We start from the raw sequence: 17,198 nt of genomic DNA on the forward strand, positions 1-17,198 counted from the left end.
ATAATTCTAAATAACTATTATCAGGCAAACTACTTTCAATTATAAATACCCCGTTTTCATTTGTTTTAAGTAATAAATTTTGATCTACAAAAAATACCTCAACATCTTCAAGAGGATTATTTTCAATATCAACTACTACCGCTTCAATTTGTGATAAAGCAAATAAAGTATTAGTGAATAAAAAAAGAGAAAATAATTGAAATTTTATACTCATAATTAAGAAGAACAAGACTGACAAATGCCAGAAACATTAATATTTATATTGTTAAATTTGTAGTCAGGCAGTGATATGACTGGAAAATTATCCATGAATAGACAAGACACGTCATCACAGCTCTCACATTGAAAATGTATATGATTGTGATTATGATTACCATCATTGCAAGTATTTTTACATAAAGCATATAAAGTATCTTTTTTATCAAGTCTAATTGAGTGAATAATCCCCTTACTCTCAAATGATGAAAGAATTCTAAAAAGAGTAATTCTATCAATAGGCTTAATATACGATCTAATAGTCTTAAGATTAATAGGTTTATCAAATTTTAAAAAACACTTTAAAACTCTTTTACGTGTTTTAGTAACACTTAATCCATGATTTTTGATTATATTTTCGAACTCTAATCGCAACATTGTTGCAAATTTATATAATTTCTATATCTTTACAAGCAATAATAAAATTATTTTTGTAAAATAAATACTAACAATAGTGAGTTCATTATCAATATTATATAAACCTGACACTATAGGTTCTTTAGCAAGCACATTGTGTTTAGTACATTGTCTTGCAACTCCTTTTATTTTTATCACACAAGCATGTACCATATCATGCTGTGCAGACACCCCAATATGGTGGCAATCAATTGATTATATATTTATTGTAATTTCATTTTTTGCTATTTTGGGTGCTACAAAAACGTCAACAAATAAAATAATTAGTCGATTATTATGGATAACCTGGTTTATATTTTTTGCTTTAATACTAAATAAAAGTCTTGGACTAGTCTATTTAGACAAAAATTTTGGATACTCTGCAGGAATTATACTTGCTTGTTTGCATATATATAATCTAAGATATTGTCAATGCAAATCAGATAATTGTTGTGCTAACAATAAAAATTTAAAAAAAACTATCCTGAATTGATTACAGTAATACAGAAACCGTAATTTCATTTTTTCTATTTAAAAGTTGATATGGAGCATTATAAATCAACACTTCAAAATCACTTTTATGTTCAATACTATTTTCATTTAAAATCAATTGTAACTTCTTAATATATTTTTGTTCCTTGACTGCATTTGAAAAACCTGAGTATGTAATACATGCTTTTACCAAACCAGGTTCCTCATAAATATTAAGTTCATCACTATTTGCTTTAGGGAGGTTGTCAATAGAGTAATTAGAAGGCATAATAAAAGCCATCTCATATTTATTATAAGTTTTCATTACAACAGGCGATGTCATTGAAATATTTTCGTTCTTTGAATTATTGCCAAAAATAAAATTTGCAACCTTACGAAATGAGTTGGACCTATCAACCTCGTTTTTTGGAATATACGAAACATACAGCAACTTATTATATTGTCTTATTTCTATCTCACCAATGACTTTTATAACATGATAATGGGTGTCGTTTGAATTATTTTCTAAAGCCAGTGTTGATAAAAGAATAAATATGGTTGTAAGTAAAATCATAAATAGCAAATCTATTTAAAAATAGTAATTAAATCAATCAATTCACCTGATCTTGACACCTTAACAATAGTTGTATCTCCCTTTTGAAAAAGACTGAGAGCTTCCATGTAAGAAATCATATCATTAATATCTTTTTCACCCATTTTCACAACAATATCTCCTTTTATAATTCCCGCATTAAATGCGGTTTTATCTTTTGAAACACCATCAATTCTCATTCCTTCACCAGAAAACAAATAATCAGGCATAACTCCTAAAGTAACCGAAAATTTAAGGGTTTCATTGGATTCATTTTTTGTTTCCTGAAATTCAAATTTTTTAATTGATGAAGAATATTGAACCATTTGTTCAACAAAACACAAAATTTCATGAATTCCATTATAATTTATTTTATCACTATCATCAGAAGGTTTATGATAATCGGAATGCTGACCAGTAAAAAAATGAATAGATGGAATATTCTGATAATAAAATGAACTATGATCAGACGGTCCAACTCCAGACTCGGATAAAATTAAATTAAATTCACTATTATAATTTACTTTACTAAGTAATGAATCCCAATGTAAGCACGTACCAATTCCGTTAATTGCAAGATCTTTAGTACTATTTAATCGCCCAACCATATCAAAATTCATCATATAACGAACATTTTTCAAATCTATAGTAGGATTTTTACAAAAATAAGAAGAGCCATAAAGTCCCATTTCTTCTCCATCGAAAGCAATAAATAAATAATTATACATTTTATTTGAACTGTAAAGAAGCTTTATCAATGTCACACCTAAGGCTACTCCACTTGCATTATCATCTGCACCATTGTGAATTAAATGTTCATCTCCTGAATATAGAGATCCGAAATCACCATGACCTAAGTGATCATAATGAGCTCCTATAATTATAGTTTCCTTTTGTTTATTATCGATAAAACATAAAATATTTTCTGCATTTTTTTTAACATCATTATTTTTCATGTGTGGATTATTTGAAACAAAAAAATCAAATTTTTGAGAATAAATATCTACATTATCAGAGTCCTTAAAAAGACCCTTTAAATATTTTTTTATATATTTTGCTGATTTCTTGCCACCATATTCACCAGTTTTTCTACCCTCATATGAATCATCAGAAAGTTCATAAATCAACTCTTTCATTGTCATTAAATTAAAATCATCATTGCAATTTTGAGAAAAACTAAAATGAAAAAATAAAAGTGTTAATAGAAGTATATAGTGTTTCATTATTTTATTAATTTTGAACAATTCTAAATAGGCAAATATATGAAACATTACATCATAATTTTAATATCTATATTAATCTCTTGTAATCAAAAAAATCACATTGAAGAAAATAGATTAAAATACCCTAAAGAAGTACATTTAAAAAATATTCAACAGTTAACATTTGGTGGTGATAATGCTGAAGCATATTGGAGTTTTGACGATTCTAAATTAGTTTTTCAAGCAAAAAATAAAAAATGGGGTGCATTATGTGATCAGATTTATGTTACAGATATTAAAAACCACAACATGAAAGATAACATTCCACAGATAATTAGTACTGGAATGGGAAGAACAACGTGTTCATACTTTCTTCCTGGTGATACAACTATAATTTATGCATCAACACATCTTGCAGATTCATTATGTCCAGAAGAACCAAAAAGAAAAGATGGTAGATATGTTTGGCCTATTTATAATTCCTTTGACATATTCATTAGTGACTTAACAGGCAATATTACTAATCAACTTACTAATGAGCCAGGTTATGATGCAGAAGCAACTGTTTCTCCGAAGGGCGATAAAATCGTTTTCACATCAATAAGGTCTGGAGATCTTGAATTATATATATGTGATATTGACGGAAAAAACCTAATACAAGTAACTAATGATTTAGGTTATAACGGAGGAGCTTTCTTTTCAAATGATGGTAAAAAGTTAGTTTTTCGAGCTTCTAGACCAAAATCAAAAAATGAAGTTTCAGAATATAAAAAGCTGTTAAAAGAAGGATTAGTTATACCAACTGAAATGGAAATATTCACATGTAATATAGATGGTACTGAATTAAAACAAATTACAGATTTAGGAAAAGCTAACTGGGCACCATTTTTTCACCCATCAGATGAAAAAATTATTTTTTGCTCAAACCACAAGTCAGAGAGAGGATTTCCCTTTAACTTATACATGATTGATACTGATGGAAAAAATTTAAAACAAATAACATTTGATACACAATTTGACTCCTTCCCTATGTTTTCTAATGATGGTAAAAAATTAGTGTTTTCATCAAATAGAAATAACAATGGAACTAGAAACACCAATTTATTTATAGCTGATTGGGTTGATTAAGTTATGAGTTTAAATCGTTTATTTATTTGATTAAAAAATAGTACAATTATCTTAATCTACAATTAACTTGGGATCAGAACCATATTTATTTTCTCCCTCGTCACCAGGTGTAAGTGCTAAAATCAAGTTGTAAATGGGAATTAAACAAAACCAACCACTTTTACCAACATCATGTATTCTTCTTATAATTACAGCAATAGATGGAATAAATACAAGAAGACTGTAAATACTACTTAAATAACCTAAACCCAAAAAACCATCTAAAAATCCAAAAAGAAAAGAAATAATCATATTAAACAAAACAAACATCCAATATTCTTTTCTTCTTGCTCTACCATTAAATACTGCATAATTTTGTAAAACCTTTAAGTACCAATTCATAAAAAAAAATTTAGTTATTGAATTTTTAAATTAAACATATTTTCTATTCCTTACAAGAATGCTTATTCTTTAAATTATATCATTTTATAATAATTTTATGTTCTACACTACCATCATCATAAATAGATTGTGAATTAAATATAATTTGAGAAGATGATAAAAAAGGAATTAAAAAGAAAACAAATATATTTTTCATACAATGATTATTTTAATGGAACTTCAAATTACTATTAAAAAATTAAAACTACTTTGATTGAAAACTTATTTTGCAATAAACAGGAAGGTGATCAGAAAAACCACCGTACCAATTATTGCCACCAAAAGATCTACTAGGAAAAACTTTACCCTTTTCATTTGTATACATCATAAAATCATTTTCAAATGCGCCTACAGTTATTGAGGATATACTAGAATCAAAGAGGTCTTTAGATATAATAACTTGATCTAACCAATTCCAATTACCACGATAATTATATGAACCTCTACCAGAAACTATATTCGTAGACATTAGGTTAATAAAATCGTCCTTAACTAAAAAATCTGATAAACTTTCATTAGAAGGATAATCATTAAAATCTCCAATAATAATATTGTGTTCATTTTTTGAAGTATGAACTTCAATATATTCACGAAGAAGTTGTGCTACAAATACTCTTTTATGATTTGTTTCTTTTTGCCCTCCCCATCTAGATGGCCAGTGATTTACAAAAAAATTAATTACTTTGCCAGACTTAGAAGCTAATTTAGCATAAACAATATCTCTAGTTGACCTATTTGATTCTGGATTGTCAACAAAAATAAAATCATTTTCTAATATTTTAAATTTATTATTAAATAATAATGCACAATCTATTCCACGATCATCAGGACTATCTCTATGAAGTATAGTATATTTATGATTAAGAAAGAGATCTGTTTTTAACAGATCCTCAATTACACTTTGATTTTCTACTTCAGATAAACCAATAACATCGGGTAAAATATTATTATTATCTTCAGAAATAGAGCGAAAAACTTTTTCAAGCTGATTTAATTTGTAATAATACTTTTCAGTATTCCATTTTTTTTTACTTTGTGGAAGAAATTCATTGTCATTTGTGTCAAGAGACTTAATTGTGTCAAAAAGATTCTCAACATTATAAAAAACAGTATAAATACTCTCATTTTCATACAATTTTTTATCACTTTGACATACAACTAATAATGGAAATAATAATAATATTAAATTTTTCATATATAAAAATTCACTTCTTAAATATACACCTTATATATAAAACAATAGAATCCATTCAATAGTAAATTTGTATAATTTTTATAGAAATAATTATCAGACTATTTAAAAAAATAAGATTACCAATCAACACCTTGAAGTCTATTAATTAAATTATATCTAATATTTACCCAAAATAAATTAAAATCTGCATTATGATATGAGTTACGTTGAAATCTTTTGAAAAAAATATTTTTTGGTAACTTAACCCAAACTAAACCTCTTTCATTACGAACTGATAAACTTTTTTTAAAAAAAATTTTCTTATTTGGAAATAAAATTCCTAAATGATGTTTTTTACTGCTCCATAAAAATTTACTATTAAAATCAATGGGATTAACTGACACGTAGTTTTCTCCGTAGTCCCAATCATCTGGATAATAAAAATTATTAAAAGAGCGCCAATTGAGAAAACAGTTTAACTGACTAGGCTCACTACATAAATCTATCGACATTTCATTAGTCGAAATATCCATTCCAATTAAATAACTTAATAGAAGTCTATTCAATAAAACTTTATCAGGAAAAATATATTCATTAATAAGTTTTTTGGCATGATTTGTCCCTTGGCTGTGAGATGCAATAATAAATTTTTCTGTTTTTATATTACTTAAAAAATATTTAAAGGCTGACAATACATCATTATAGGCAAAATTAAATGCATTAATACCATTAATTGTATCTGTGTATGAATAAATATGCATTTCTCTATAATGAGGGGCATATAAATATGATAATCCAGCAAAAATAGATGCCTGATTTTCTAAGCATAAATTTATAAGACGATTATTGTAAAAATGAGTTGTGTCCGCATTCCAATTTTCAGAAGAAAATAAAGATGTAGGATGAATATAAAAAACTGAAATAGGAAAAGACTCTTCGTTTTTTGACTTAAAATTTTTAGGTATCAATTCATGAAAATCATCAGTATCATGTCTAAACGCCCAGTTACTATCTTCATTATAATTTAATTCTGTCTGTATATTAAATTCAAAATTTTTATTTGGCACAATACTGTCAGAAGAATAGTTAAGATTCTTTTGAAGAGAACATGAGAAATTTAGTATAAGAAAACAGAAAAATATTTTTTTCATTTTTTAAGAAAATATAACTTTAAACCTAAAGTTAAAAAAACTATATTTACAAACTAACATTACAATTAAAATATGAAAAAAGTATTATTTTCAACAGTCATTCTTTTATTATTTGCTTGTCAAAATTCAGTAAAGAAAATTGATATAAATCCTGATATAAACCCATTCTTTCAAGAATGGAACACACCATTTGGAGTTCCGCCATTCAAATATATTAATGATGAACATTATATGCCAGCATTTGAAAAAGGAATGGAGCAAAACCTTAAAGAGATAGAGATAATTTTAAATAATACAGAAGAACCAACATTTAGTAATACAATTGAAGAATTAGAAAGAACTGGCAAATTACTATCAAAAGTACAGCGAACTTTCTTTAACTTAGTTGGCTCTAATACTAGTCCAAAACTTCAAGAATTACAACGTACATTAAGTCCAATACTATCTTCACATTATGATAAAATTGTATTAAACAATAATTTNTTTCTTCGCATTGAAAAGTTATGGCAAAATAAAGAAAACTTAAATTTAACCAACGAACAATTNAAGTTATTAAATGATACACGAAAACAATTTGTACGTAGTGGCTCACTTTTAAACGACGAAGAAAAGGAAAAGATTACNGAAATTAACTCTAAAGTATCTGCCCTAACAACNTTNTTTGGTCAAAACTTACTCGCTGAAACTAATGGTTTTGAACTTATTTTATCAAAGTCTGATTTAGATGGTTTATCAGAAGATGTAATTAAAGCAGCATCGGAAACTGCAATTCAAAAAATGAATAATGCAAAAACTGAAGAAGACAAAGAGAAATATAAAGAGAAATATGTTTTTACTCCACATCGAACTAGTATGTATCCATTCCTAACTGAGTCTAATCGTCGCGACTTAAGNGAAAAATTATATAACTCTTATATAATGCGTGGCGATAATAATAATAANACTGATAATAAAAATATTACAGCAGAAATTGCAAAATTACGTGCAGAAAAAGCCAGTCTTATGGGCTACAAGACTCATGCTCACTTTGTCCTTGAGGAAAGAATGCTTAAAAATCCTGAAGAAGTTTATGACTTGTTAATTCAACTATGGAAACCTGCATTAAATAGAGCAAAATTAGAAGTTGCTGACATGCAAAAAGTAGCAGAATCGGAAGGTCATAATTTTAAAATAGCAGCTTGGGACTGGTGGCAATACTCAGAAAAAGTTCGAAAAGAAAAATATGACTTAGATGAATCTGCNATAAAACCATACTTNTCACTTGANAATGCATTAAATGGNGTTTTTACTACTACTAATAAGCTTTGGGGAATAACTTTTACCGAGATTTTTGATATTGACTTATATCATCCAGATGCTCGTATTTGGGAAGTAAATGATAAAGATGGTAGTCATCTTGGTATTTTTATCGGTGATTTTTTCACACGATCAAATAAACGCGGAGGAGCATGGATGAGTAGNTTTAAAGGACAATCTAATCTTGATAAAAGAGAAAGACCAATAGTTGTTAATGTATGCAATTTTCCAGTACCAGTTGGGGACAATCCATCTCTGTTAAGTTTTGATAATTTAATTACATTATTTCATGAATTTGGTCATGCAATGCATGGTATTTTAACTGACGTCACATACGGAAGCATGGCTGGTACATCTGGACCAAGAGATTTTACAGAATTTCCTGCTCAAATACTGGAGCATTGGGCAAGTGAACCAGANATACTTAAATCATATGCTAAACATTATCAAACTGAAGAAACTATACCTAATGATTTAATCAAAAAAATACTAAANGCTTCTAAGTTCAATCAAGGATTTATAAATACTGAATACCTTGCTGCATCATTGTTAGATATGGACTGGCATACTATCTCCTCANATGAAGACTTAAAAGAAACTAATATATTTGAGAAAAATTCTCTTAAAAAATATGGATTAATTGAAGAAATTNCACCAAGATATCGAAGCACTTATTTTGCACATATTTTTTCAGGTGGATACTCATCAGGATACTACAGCTATGTGCACTCGGCAGTTCTTGATTCAGATGGATTTGAAGCATTTAAAGAANCAGGAAATGTATTTGACCCTGAACTNGCTAAAAGACTAAGAGAACATGTTTATGAAAAAGGTTCTACTGAAGAGGCAATGGATCTATANGTTAAATTTAGAGGNAAAAAACCAGTAATTGAACCCTTATTAAAGGTTAGAGGATTAAATAGTATGAATTAATCTATTTAATGATTTTAATTTATTCTTTTNTACAACATCTTNAATACAAATGAGATATTTTAAGATTATTTTCATTAATCTATTATTNTTTATAAGTATAANGGCCTTTTCACACAATCCAGAGGACTTTATTATTGCAGAAATTGAACAAGGACAAATAAATTTTGAAAATGATCAAATTTATCAAGAATATAAGGAAGCATTAAAAAGACAAAGAATTCGTCGTTTGGGGGCAATGTCACTACAAAAAAAATCCTTAATATTTATTAAGTCAGGTTTTCAACATATCATACCTAAAGGCTTGGATCATATTCTTTTTGTATTAGGATTGTTTTTTTCATGTTTAAAATTTCGCTCACTACTAATTCTAGTAACTACATTTACAATTGCTCATAGTATAACATTAATTTTAGCCGGAATAGGTTGGATTCGACTTCAGGGAGATGTAATAGAACCACTTATTGCTTTATCAATAGTATGGATTGCAATAGAAAATTGCATATATAAAAAATCTAGCAGATTTAGATTCTTAATTGTATTTGTATTTGGATTACTTCATGGAATGGGTTTTGCATCTGTATTAAATCATTATGGAATACCTAAAGATAATTTTTTACAATTATTACTATCATTCAATATTGGTGTTGAAATTGGTCAATTAAGTATTATCATATTAGCCTTTTTATTAACAAAATCAATATTAAGACAGGATTATAAAATTGATAAGATTAAAGTTCCTATATCAATTATAATCGGAATAATAGGGATGTTTTGGTTTATTGAGAGAGTATTTGATATCTAATTATATGTATAACTACTTGTATAAGTACAAAAATTAAGATTTTAATTGTATTTTTAAATAAATATGAGTGCACTAATTTTCTATCTATTTTTAGCATTAATTGTTTCTTTTATATGCTCACTAACAGAATCTGTATTACTTTCGACACCACAGACTTACCTAATAACAATTAAAGATAAAGAAGCGTGGGCAGATTCATTTCTAAACTTTAAATCAAATATTGATAAACCTTTATCTGCTATATTATCTTTAAATACAGTAGCTCATACTATTGGGGCTGCTGGAGTTGGTGCTGAAGCAACAAAGTTATACGGAGATGCATCTCTAGGAGCTGTATCTGGTATTTTAACCATTTTGATTTTAGTTATTACTGAAATAATACCAAAAACTATGGGAGCAAGATATTGGAAGAGTCTAGCTAAATTGACAATATTCATAATACAAATAATGTTATTTATAACATACCCTTTAGTAATACTGTCTACAAAAATTACTAAACTTATATCAAACAATAAAAAAGAGAACATCACAAGTAGAGAAGAAATTGCTGCATTAGCAGATATTGGTAAAGACCAAGGTGTCTTTTCAGAAAATGAAAATAAAATTATTCAAAATATACTTAGACTCCAAAAAATTAAAGTAACACAAATTATGACTCCAAGAGTTGTCATAACTTCCGTAGACGAAAATATGACTTTAGAAGAATTTCAAAATAAAAAAAAATACCTTAGTTTTTCACGTATTCCAACATACTCAGACCAAAATGAAAAAATTACTGGTTATGTATTCTTACAAGATATTTTAGAAAAACTATCTGAAAAAAATAATAACAACATCAGAGTTAAAGAATTTAAAAGAGACATTTTAACTATACCATCAAGCATGACTCTATTTAACTTATGGGATCAAATTTTAGTTAAAAAAGAACATATATCAATAATTATCGATGAATATGGCGGACTTGATGGGTTAGTTACAATGGAAGATATTATTGAAACATTAATTGGACTTGAAATTACAGACGAAAATGATACTGTAATTGATATGCAAAAATATGCTAAAAACAAGTGGGCAATTAAACAAAAGAAACAAAATATAATGAAGAATTTCAAAAAATCATCATAATCTAAGAATCCACTATTTAGAAATAATTGATATAAACTGTTTTATATTGTTAATAATCGTTACACATTTATGATTACTTAAATCGTTTATTTTATATTTATTTGTAACTAAATAATTATTACACTGATCAAAATTTTTATCAATAAAATCAATTGTCTCATTCAAATTATCCTTGGAAAAATTAGAAATTGAAAAGAATAACACATTGTCAATTTTTTTTAATTCAGAAACTTTTTTTAAACCACCTAATGGTACATTTGTCCCTAAATAAATAACGTTAAACCCTTGCTTAACCAACAGTAATCTAGCAAATAACAAACCGATTTCGTGATATTCGTTTGGTGGTAAAAATAATAACCAGGATACATTATTAATTTTTGTATAATAACTATTAATTATAGTATAAATCTTTTGTTTAAACATTTCTGATAAAAAATGCTCCTGAGCTGGATTCATTTGATTTGTCAACCAAAAAAGACCAATTTTAGAGAATGTTGGAAGCATTATATTTACGTAAAAATCTTCAATTTTAAAATTTGGCAAACATTCATTATAAGTTAAATTGAATAAATTCGCATCAAAATTAATACCAGATTGGATGAACTTATTTATAAAATAATCATAGGATAGATCGCTTGATTTGATATATTTTAAATCGTTAATCAACATATCCATTTCTGAATCTGTCTTTTTAGAAATTTGTGAAATTCTATAACCTGATTTTATTAGCAATTGTGTATTAAGCGCTTTGATAAGTAATTTATCAGTGTAAACTCTAACATTTGATTTTGTTCTCTTTGCCTTTAAAAAGTTGTGTCTACCCTCCCAGGAACGTAAAACTAGCTTACTTATTCCACTAATTTTTGAAAATTGATCAATATTGTAACTCATATATAACAACAAATTTAAGAAAATTTTATTTTTTTGTATAATTTTTTTTGTTATTTCTTATACAATTACTATGTTTGTATAACTTTTATTAAGAAAAGCTATACACCAAGAATAATTTAAAATAAAAAAAATGAAAAAAAATTTACTATTTATATTAATATCAATATTTTCTATATCAACCTCACAAATTACACATACTGTTAACGCGGGGGGTTACTATTACGAACCAAGCGAAATAACAATTAATCAAGGCGATATTGTCGAATGGATAAATGACGGAGGGTTTCATGATGTCAATGGTGAAACAAACTCAATTACTAATATGCCCTTTAATAATCCAGAAAGTTTTGATTCACCTTCTACTAGTATGGTGGGAGCTACAATTTACACACATGAATTTACAATTCCTGGAACATATAATTATGATTGCTCTGTTGGTTCACATGCCCTACAAGGTATGACAGGATCAATAATAGTTAATCCAATTGTAGAACCTCCTTCAACTGTTGTTGATATCATAGTAGGATCTGAAAATCACAACACATTAGAAGCAGCTGTTATTGCTGCCGAACTTGCTGACGACTTAAGTGGAGATGGTCCATTTACTGTATTTGCACCTACAGATGATGCATTTAATGCATTACCATCAGGTACCGTTGAATCATTATTAGAAGATCCAACTGGTCAACTAGCTAATATTTTATTACATCATGTTTATTCTGGAAATGCACTTTCAACTGACCTTAGTAACGGAATGATGATACCTACATTAAACGGAACTGAATTAATGGTTACAATTAATTCAAACGGTGTAATGATTGATAATGCAATGGTAATTGTAGCTAACTTAGTAGCTGACAATGGTGTAGTACACGTTATAGACGCAGTTTTAATTCCTGAAAATACTAACATTATTGAAAATAACATATCGATTAATGATAATGTGGTTAAGAAATATGATATGTATGGAAGAGAATTAAAAAACACCAATCATAATTCTATTTCAATTGAAATTTATCAATCTGGTAAAACTGTAAAGAAATTAATTGTCAAATAATAACTATAATTACTGTGGCCCTCATTATTCTTGGTGTTATGGGGGTAATACTACAATTTAAATTCATGTGGGGGCCTACAGTAAAATTCGAAAAAAATGAAAAAAATAATAATCATAGGATCAAATAGTGATATCTCAAAAGCATTTGTTTTTGAGAATAGTTCCAAATATGAATTCATACAATTATCTTCAAGTAATAGTTCATTTAATATTTTAGATAAGAGTACGTTTCCTATACAAGAAAATATAGATGGCTTAGTATATTTTCCAGGAACTATTAATCTCAAACCATTTTCAAACTTAAATGAAAATGACTTTCAAAAAGACTACGAAATAAATGTTTTAGGTTTAATCAATTCATTACAATTCTACCAAAAATCTTTCAATCAAAACTCATCAATTGTAACTATTAGTTCAATAGCTGCAAGTTTTGGAATGCCATTCCACTCATCTATATCAATGTGTAAAGCAAGTGTAGAAGCATTAACTAAAAGCCTTGCAGCAGAATGGGCACCAAAAATTAGACTAAACTGTGTTGCTCCGTCCTTGATTTCAACTAAAATGTCAGAAAGACTAGTAAATTCTGACATAAAAAAAGAAAAAATATCTCAAAAACACCCCTTAAAATGCATTGGACAAACTAGTGACATATCAAATGTAGTTTCTTTTCTTCTATCTGATAAATCAAAATGGATGACAGGACAAATTATAAGAGTTGATGGAGGTCTTTCAAATATTAGATAGGGTCACCTTGTCATAAAAGGCATGATTGATAACTCCTTTGCCTTTGCCTCAACCATTATATCAACATCGTATCCATGCAATGATGGTAGATTATTAACATAATCTGAATGAGCTTGATGTTTAATTAATGAATTCGACTCATGTAATGACTTGGATTCAGAGTAATGAACAATAGGTTTAATTCCTTTTGGCCATGTTGATACTGCTAATTTCAATGCCTCCTTTTCTGAAATACCACCATCACAAAACTTATGATGATGGAAATCAAAGACAATTGGAACACCTATTTTTTCATGAATAAACATTAAGTCTTTAACTGAGTACATAGATGACTTATCATCATTCTCAACAGTTAGTCTAGATTGGACAGAATTTGGAAGTTTTTTAAAATTTTCACAAAATCTTTTCATCGCAGATAACTTATCACCATAAACACCATTACAATGAATATTGATTTTATTATAAGGAGATCTATCTAACCCTAGCAAATCAAACATTTCGCCATGCAAGGACAAGTCATTTATAGTATTTTTAACTACATTTTCTTTAGGTGATACTAATACATTAAATGGACCTGGATGTGCAGTCAATCTTAAATTGTTCTCTTTAGCAAAGGTGCCTGATTGAAATAAAATTGATTTAATTAGAATATAATCTTTAAGTTCTTCTAAATTATACTCTGAAGCCCAAGGAAAAAATTCAGATGACAATCTAAATAATTTAATCTTGTTATCAAGATTCCATTCTAATATCTTTATTAAGTCCTTACAATTTAAAAGACCTAATTCACTAGCGTAATCAATACCTTTATTTAAAAAAGTTTTTTTAATCATTGAACGGTTTGTAGTGACTTTTGGTTTATTATTTGACAAAGTCAAATTTATACAAGCATATCCTAAATTCATTAATTAATATTTTAAGTTTAAAGCTTTGTTGAATTATTTTAATCCACAGTATTATTTTGAAAACCATTTATGATTACCAAATTGATTTTTAGTGACCTTTTTATTAGTTTTTATATGATGTAATAAACCCTTACCAATATTCTTTAAATAATTATTTAAACCAGGTCTAATAATAAGAAAGAAAGGTAAAAAATCAAACCATTTTGAATTTGCATTAAATATATAAGGATAAATAGTAATTGTTAATTTACTTTTATCATCTAAATCTTCGATTCTCCATCTTACAAAAGATTTAGGTTCTTGAGACTTAACAATAAGTAAATCATAACCAATATTATTAATCCATTTAACAAAATTTCTTGTATAAAGATGTCCATTATAATAATGAATCTCATCAATAGAATCTATTCCCGGCCATTTGTGAGTAATATTTTTTCTACAAAAAGGATGAAATAACTCTAAATTGTTTGGAGAAGAGATAATTGACCATAATTTTTCAGATCTAACTGGTAATAATAAACTATATTTGACTCCCCAATTATAATCCTTCACATACATCATAAATGATATTTCTTAAATTAATTTGAAAATAAAATTTGCTTTTTCTCAATACTTCCATTGTCATACATATACATATAAATAGATCGTTTATTAATAGTATTAATTTTTCTACCTAACAAATCAGTAATTTGAATAACTTTCTTTTCTACAACTTCTTCATCTAAATCAATACTATCACATGCATCACCTTCATTATCAAAATTAAAATCTTCCTGATTAGGATTGTAATCTTCAGGACAATTATCTAATTCATCACAAATTAAGTCATTATCTAAATCATTAATACAATTTTCCTCGCAATCATAGAATTCAGTAGGGTAAATACAAGAACCATCATCATCTACAGCAAATTCATTATAGTTACAAGCTAAATCATCAACACATCCTAAAATATAATCACAAAGAACTTCCAGTTGCCAATTATAGAAATAATAATAATAATCCTCTGGACTATCAGTAGTATTTGAGACTATTTCAATTGCGTTTAAAAGATTAATAGGAAAAGTATTATTAGAAACGCTACTATTTCGATAGAGTCCATCATTATTTCCATTTATTCCAATTTTATAATTATCACCTTCTGATATTTCAAAATTCAATTCCACTTGATTTAATCCAGTATTCAATTGAACATCTGTTGAGAAAATTTGATTATCATTAGCATCTAAAATTTCAATTTGAGTAGAAAATGGAATTTCTGCATATACATCAATAGATTTAATATTAACAGTTTGATTACAATTAAATACCATGTCCCATAAATCATTATAATGATATCCTCCGGGGCCTAAATCAATATAATCAGGACCGGAAAAAGAAGATGATATATTTGCTAAAGGATCATAATTAGAACCATTAATATCATTACAACCTAAAACAATTGAAATACAACTATTGTCATCAAAACACGCTAAATCATTATAATTAATTGAATTTGAATCAGTACATCCAGATACATAACAACAAGAATAATCATTTATTGATACAGAACTATTAAAATTAAATGCTTCTTCATCATTACAACCACAATCATCACTTAATTGTAATGATAATAAATCATTATAGTAGACTCCACTCTCTGCTTCAAATCCTGAAGTTAAAAAAACATTGCAATTGATAACAAAAGAGCCTGGTGCCCAGCGTGCACCACCTGGGTGAGATATCAATTGTGTCCATAAGTCTTGTTCAGGGTCATATTCCCAAAGTTCTCCAGAATCTAATGGGCCATGATCGTCACCATCACCACTTAATACGTATCCTTTTCCATTAAAACTAAATTGAGTACCTGCAACTCTTCCTTCTGAAGGGAAATTATTTAATTGTATCCAACTATCAGAACTAATATCATATTTATAAAAATCATTGTAAATAACAAGATTATCATTTAAAGTATTACCATGACCAAAACCAACATATGGTGTATCATTAATAGAAAAATAAAAAGGATGATGTCTATCACCAAATGTAAAATCTGCCTTTTGGGTCCAAGAATTACTTAAAATATCATATTCCCACCAGTCACCTAAGTTTTCGCTATCTATGCTTCCCATTCCAATAAAAATTTTATTATCACATAAAAGCATTGCAGGATGATTTCTCCCAAGATATGGGAAGGGTTCTAATTCGACCCATGAATCATTAATTAAATCATACCGCCACCAATCATTAAGGTAACCACTATTATTAGTCCCAAAGCCCATATATGCATAAGAGTTATCAGAAACTCCGTAAGAATAGCCTCGAGGAGCACCAGGAAAATTAGATAATTGAACCCAAACATCTTCCATAGAATCATATCTAAAGACGTCGTCTAGATAAACTCCATCACCGTCTTGACCCGCAATAACATAACCATACCTATCATTAGAAAATGTTATTGGATGATGTCTTCCTGAGCCATCATAATAACTGAGAAAATTCCAATCTTGAGCATATGAAAAATATGAAATAAATAGAAGAAAAAATATGTTTTTCATAATTATTAGAATAACCATTCTAATATAAGAAATTTAAAAAAATATATCACTATTAAATAATCAAAAGATTTTGAAACAAAAAAAATTAAATAAAGCATCTAAAGTATTATTAAGATAAT

At 27.5% G+C, this 17,198-nt stretch carries 18 protein-coding genes; 7 read left to right on the plus strand and 11 right to left on the minus strand.

The features are described from left to right. Together CBD51_006445 and CBD51_006450 are read right to left on the minus strand one after the other, a co-directional pair. Positions 1-214 (minus strand): hypothetical protein (locus CBD51_006445; GenBank protein RPG57872.1); only part of this gene is annotated, 214 nt, incomplete at its 3' end. Positions 215-216: 2 nt separating this feature from the next. Beyond that, positions 217-633: a transcriptional repressor gene (locus CBD51_006450; protein ID RPG57873.1), complete on the minus strand. Its 417-nt coding sequence runs from the start codon at positions 631-633 to the stop codon at positions 217-219. A 91-nt stretch (positions 634-724) separates the two neighbouring features. On the opposite strand from CBD51_006450, the gene CBD51_006455 reads away from it, so the two are divergent. After that, complete coding sequence (locus CBD51_006455; GenBank protein RPG57889.1) at positions 725-1,144, plus strand: MerC domain-containing protein; 420 nt, start codon at positions 725-727, stop codon at positions 1,142-1,144. Here CBD51_006455 and CBD51_006460 read toward each other — a convergent pair whose 3' ends face one another. Together CBD51_006460 and CBD51_006465 are read right to left on the minus strand one after the other, a co-directional pair. Further along, the gene (locus CBD51_006460) at positions 1,145-1,696 is read right to left on the minus strand and encodes a heme-binding protein (GenBank protein RPG57874.1); all 552 of its coding nucleotides are present in this window, start codon (positions 1,694-1,696) and stop codon (positions 1,145-1,147) included. 11 nt (positions 1,697-1,707) lie between these two features. Next, positions 1,708-2,937, minus strand: coding sequence for a M28 family peptidase (locus CBD51_006465; protein RPG57875.1), 1,230 nt, complete (start codon positions 2,935-2,937; stop codon positions 1,708-1,710). A gap of 39 nt (positions 2,938-2,976) precedes the next feature. Between CBD51_006465 and CBD51_006470 the strand changes: the two genes are divergently transcribed. Next, positions 2,977-4,044: a hypothetical protein gene (locus tag CBD51_006470; GenBank protein ID RPG57876.1), complete on the plus strand. Its 1,068-nt coding sequence runs from the start codon at positions 2,977-2,979 to the stop codon at positions 4,042-4,044. A gap of 51 nt (positions 4,045-4,095) precedes the next feature. Here the strand turns inward: CBD51_006470 and CBD51_006475 are convergent, their stop codons facing one another. The 3 genes from CBD51_006475 to CBD51_006485 form a co-directional block, all read right to left on the minus strand. Further along, on the minus strand, positions 4,096-4,425 hold the full coding sequence (locus CBD51_006475) for a DUF805 domain-containing protein (protein RPG57877.1): 330 nt from the start codon (positions 4,423-4,425) through the stop codon (positions 4,096-4,098). 244 nt (positions 4,426-4,669) lie between these two features. Further along, positions 4,670-5,659, minus strand: a complete 990-nt coding sequence (locus CBD51_006480; GenBank protein ID RPG57878.1) for a hypothetical protein — start codon at positions 5,657-5,659, stop codon at positions 4,670-4,672. A gap of 116 nt (positions 5,660-5,775) precedes the next feature. Further along, entirely contained in the window at positions 5,776-6,789 is a 1,014-nt protein-coding gene (locus tag CBD51_006485) for a DUF3089 domain-containing protein (GenBank protein RPG57879.1), read from the minus strand. A 72-nt stretch (positions 6,790-6,861) separates the two neighbouring features. Between CBD51_006485 and CBD51_006490 the strand changes: the two genes are divergently transcribed. From CBD51_006490 to CBD51_006500, 3 genes are all read left to right on the plus strand, one after another. Beyond that, the gene (locus tag CBD51_006490; GenBank protein ID RPG57880.1) at positions 6,862-9,018 is read left to right on the plus strand and encodes a M3 family peptidase; all 2,157 of its coding nucleotides are present in this window, start codon (positions 6,862-6,864) and stop codon (positions 9,016-9,018) included. A 49-nt stretch (positions 9,019-9,067) separates the two neighbouring features. Further along, positions 9,068-9,820: a HupE/UreJ family protein gene (locus CBD51_006495; protein ID RPG57881.1), complete on the plus strand. Its 753-nt coding sequence runs from the start codon at positions 9,068-9,070 to the stop codon at positions 9,818-9,820. Between the two features lie 63 nt (positions 9,821-9,883). Further along, complete coding sequence (locus tag CBD51_006500) at positions 9,884-10,945, plus strand: DUF21 domain-containing protein (GenBank protein RPG57882.1); 1,062 nt, start codon at positions 9,884-9,886, stop codon at positions 10,943-10,945. 12 nt (positions 10,946-10,957) lie between these two features. On the opposite strand, the gene CBD51_006505 is transcribed toward CBD51_006500, so the two are convergent. After that, on the minus strand, positions 10,958-11,836 hold the full coding sequence (locus CBD51_006505; protein RPG57883.1) for a MerR family transcriptional regulator: 879 nt from the start codon (positions 11,834-11,836) through the stop codon (positions 10,958-10,960). A gap of 130 nt (positions 11,837-11,966) precedes the next feature. Between CBD51_006505 and CBD51_006510 the strand changes: the two genes are divergently transcribed. Together CBD51_006510 and CBD51_006515 are read left to right on the plus strand one after the other, a co-directional pair. Further along, positions 11,967-12,893, plus strand: coding sequence for a hypothetical protein (locus CBD51_006510; protein ID RPG57884.1), 927 nt, complete (start codon positions 11,967-11,969; stop codon positions 12,891-12,893). A gap of 96 nt (positions 12,894-12,989) precedes the next feature. Beyond that, positions 12,990-13,637 carry an SDR family oxidoreductase gene (locus CBD51_006515; protein ID RPG57885.1) on the plus strand — a complete coding sequence of 216 codons (648 nt, stop codon included), beginning with the start codon at positions 12,990-12,992 and terminating at the stop codon, positions 13,635-13,637. 2 nt (positions 13,638-13,639) lie between these two features. Here the strand turns inward: CBD51_006515 and uvsE are convergent, their stop codons facing one another. The 3 genes from uvsE to CBD51_006530 are packed head-to-tail and all read right to left on the minus strand — an operon-like array spanning position 13,640 to position 17,097. Next, on the minus strand, positions 13,640-14,542 hold the full coding sequence (uvsE, locus tag CBD51_006520; protein RPG57886.1) for a UV DNA damage repair endonuclease UvsE: 903 nt from the start codon (positions 14,540-14,542) through the stop codon (positions 13,640-13,642). Between the two features lie 51 nt (positions 14,543-14,593). Further along, on the minus strand, positions 14,594-15,103 hold the full coding sequence (locus tag CBD51_006525; GenBank protein ID RPG57887.1) for a hypothetical protein: 510 nt from the start codon (positions 15,101-15,103) through the stop codon (positions 14,594-14,596). A 17-nt stretch (positions 15,104-15,120) separates the two neighbouring features. After that, the gene (locus CBD51_006530; GenBank protein ID RPG57888.1) at positions 15,121-17,097 is read right to left on the minus strand and encodes a hypothetical protein; all 1,977 of its coding nucleotides are present in this window, start codon (positions 17,095-17,097) and stop codon (positions 15,121-15,123) included. Between the last annotated feature and the right edge of the window lie 101 nt (positions 17,098-17,198).

It is taken from the genome of Flavobacteriales bacterium TMED191 (genome assembly GCA_002171975.2).
Taxonomy (GTDB): domain Bacteria; phylum Bacteroidota; class Bacteroidia; order Flavobacteriales; family TMED113.

Bases quoted from the DNA above. Each gene is read 5' to 3' on its own strand.
- CBD51_006450 (RPG57873.1), bottom strand. From the start codon at position 633: ATGTTGCGATTAGAGTTCGAAAATATAATCAAAAATCATGGATTAAGT.
- CBD51_006460 (RPG57874.1), bottom strand. From the start codon at position 1,696: ATGATTTTACTTACAACCATATTTATTCTTTTATCAACACTGGCTTTA.
- CBD51_006465 (RPG57875.1), bottom strand. From the start codon at position 2,937: ATGAAACACTATATACTTCTATTAACACTTTTATTTTTTCATTTTAGT.
- CBD51_006470 (RPG57876.1), top strand. From the start codon at position 2,977: ATGAAACATTACATCATAATTTTAATATCTATATTAATCTCTTGTAAT.
- CBD51_006475 (RPG57877.1), bottom strand. From the start codon at position 4,425: ATGAATTGGTACTTAAAGGTTTTACAAAATTATGCAGTATTTAATGGT.
- CBD51_006480 (RPG57878.1), bottom strand. From the start codon at position 5,659: ATGAAAAATTTAATATTATTATTATTTCCATTATTAGTTGTATGTCAA.
- CBD51_006485 (RPG57879.1), bottom strand. From the start codon at position 6,789: ATGAAAAAAATATTTTTCTGTTTTCTTATACTAAATTTCTCATGTTCT.
- CBD51_006500 (RPG57882.1), top strand. From the start codon at position 9,884: ATGAGTGCACTAATTTTCTATCTATTTTTAGCATTAATTGTTTCTTTT.
- CBD51_006505 (RPG57883.1), bottom strand. From the start codon at position 11,836: ATGAGTTACAATATTGATCAATTTTCAAAAATTAGTGGAATAAGTAAG.
- CBD51_006510 (RPG57884.1), top strand. From the start codon at position 11,967: ATGAAAAAAAATTTACTATTTATATTAATATCAATATTTTCTATATCA.
- CBD51_006515 (RPG57885.1), top strand. From the start codon at position 12,990: ATGAAAAAAATAATAATCATAGGATCAAATAGTGATATCTCAAAAGCA.
- uvsE (RPG57886.1), bottom strand. From the start codon at position 14,542: ATGAATTTAGGATATGCTTGTATAAATTTGACTTTGTCAAATAATAAA.
- CBD51_006525 (RPG57887.1), bottom strand. From the start codon at position 15,103: ATGATGTATGTGAAGGATTATAATTGGGGAGTCAAATATAGTTTATTA.
- CBD51_006530 (RPG57888.1), bottom strand. From the start codon at position 17,097: ATGGTTATTCTAATAATTATGAAAAACATATTTTTTCTTCTATTTATT.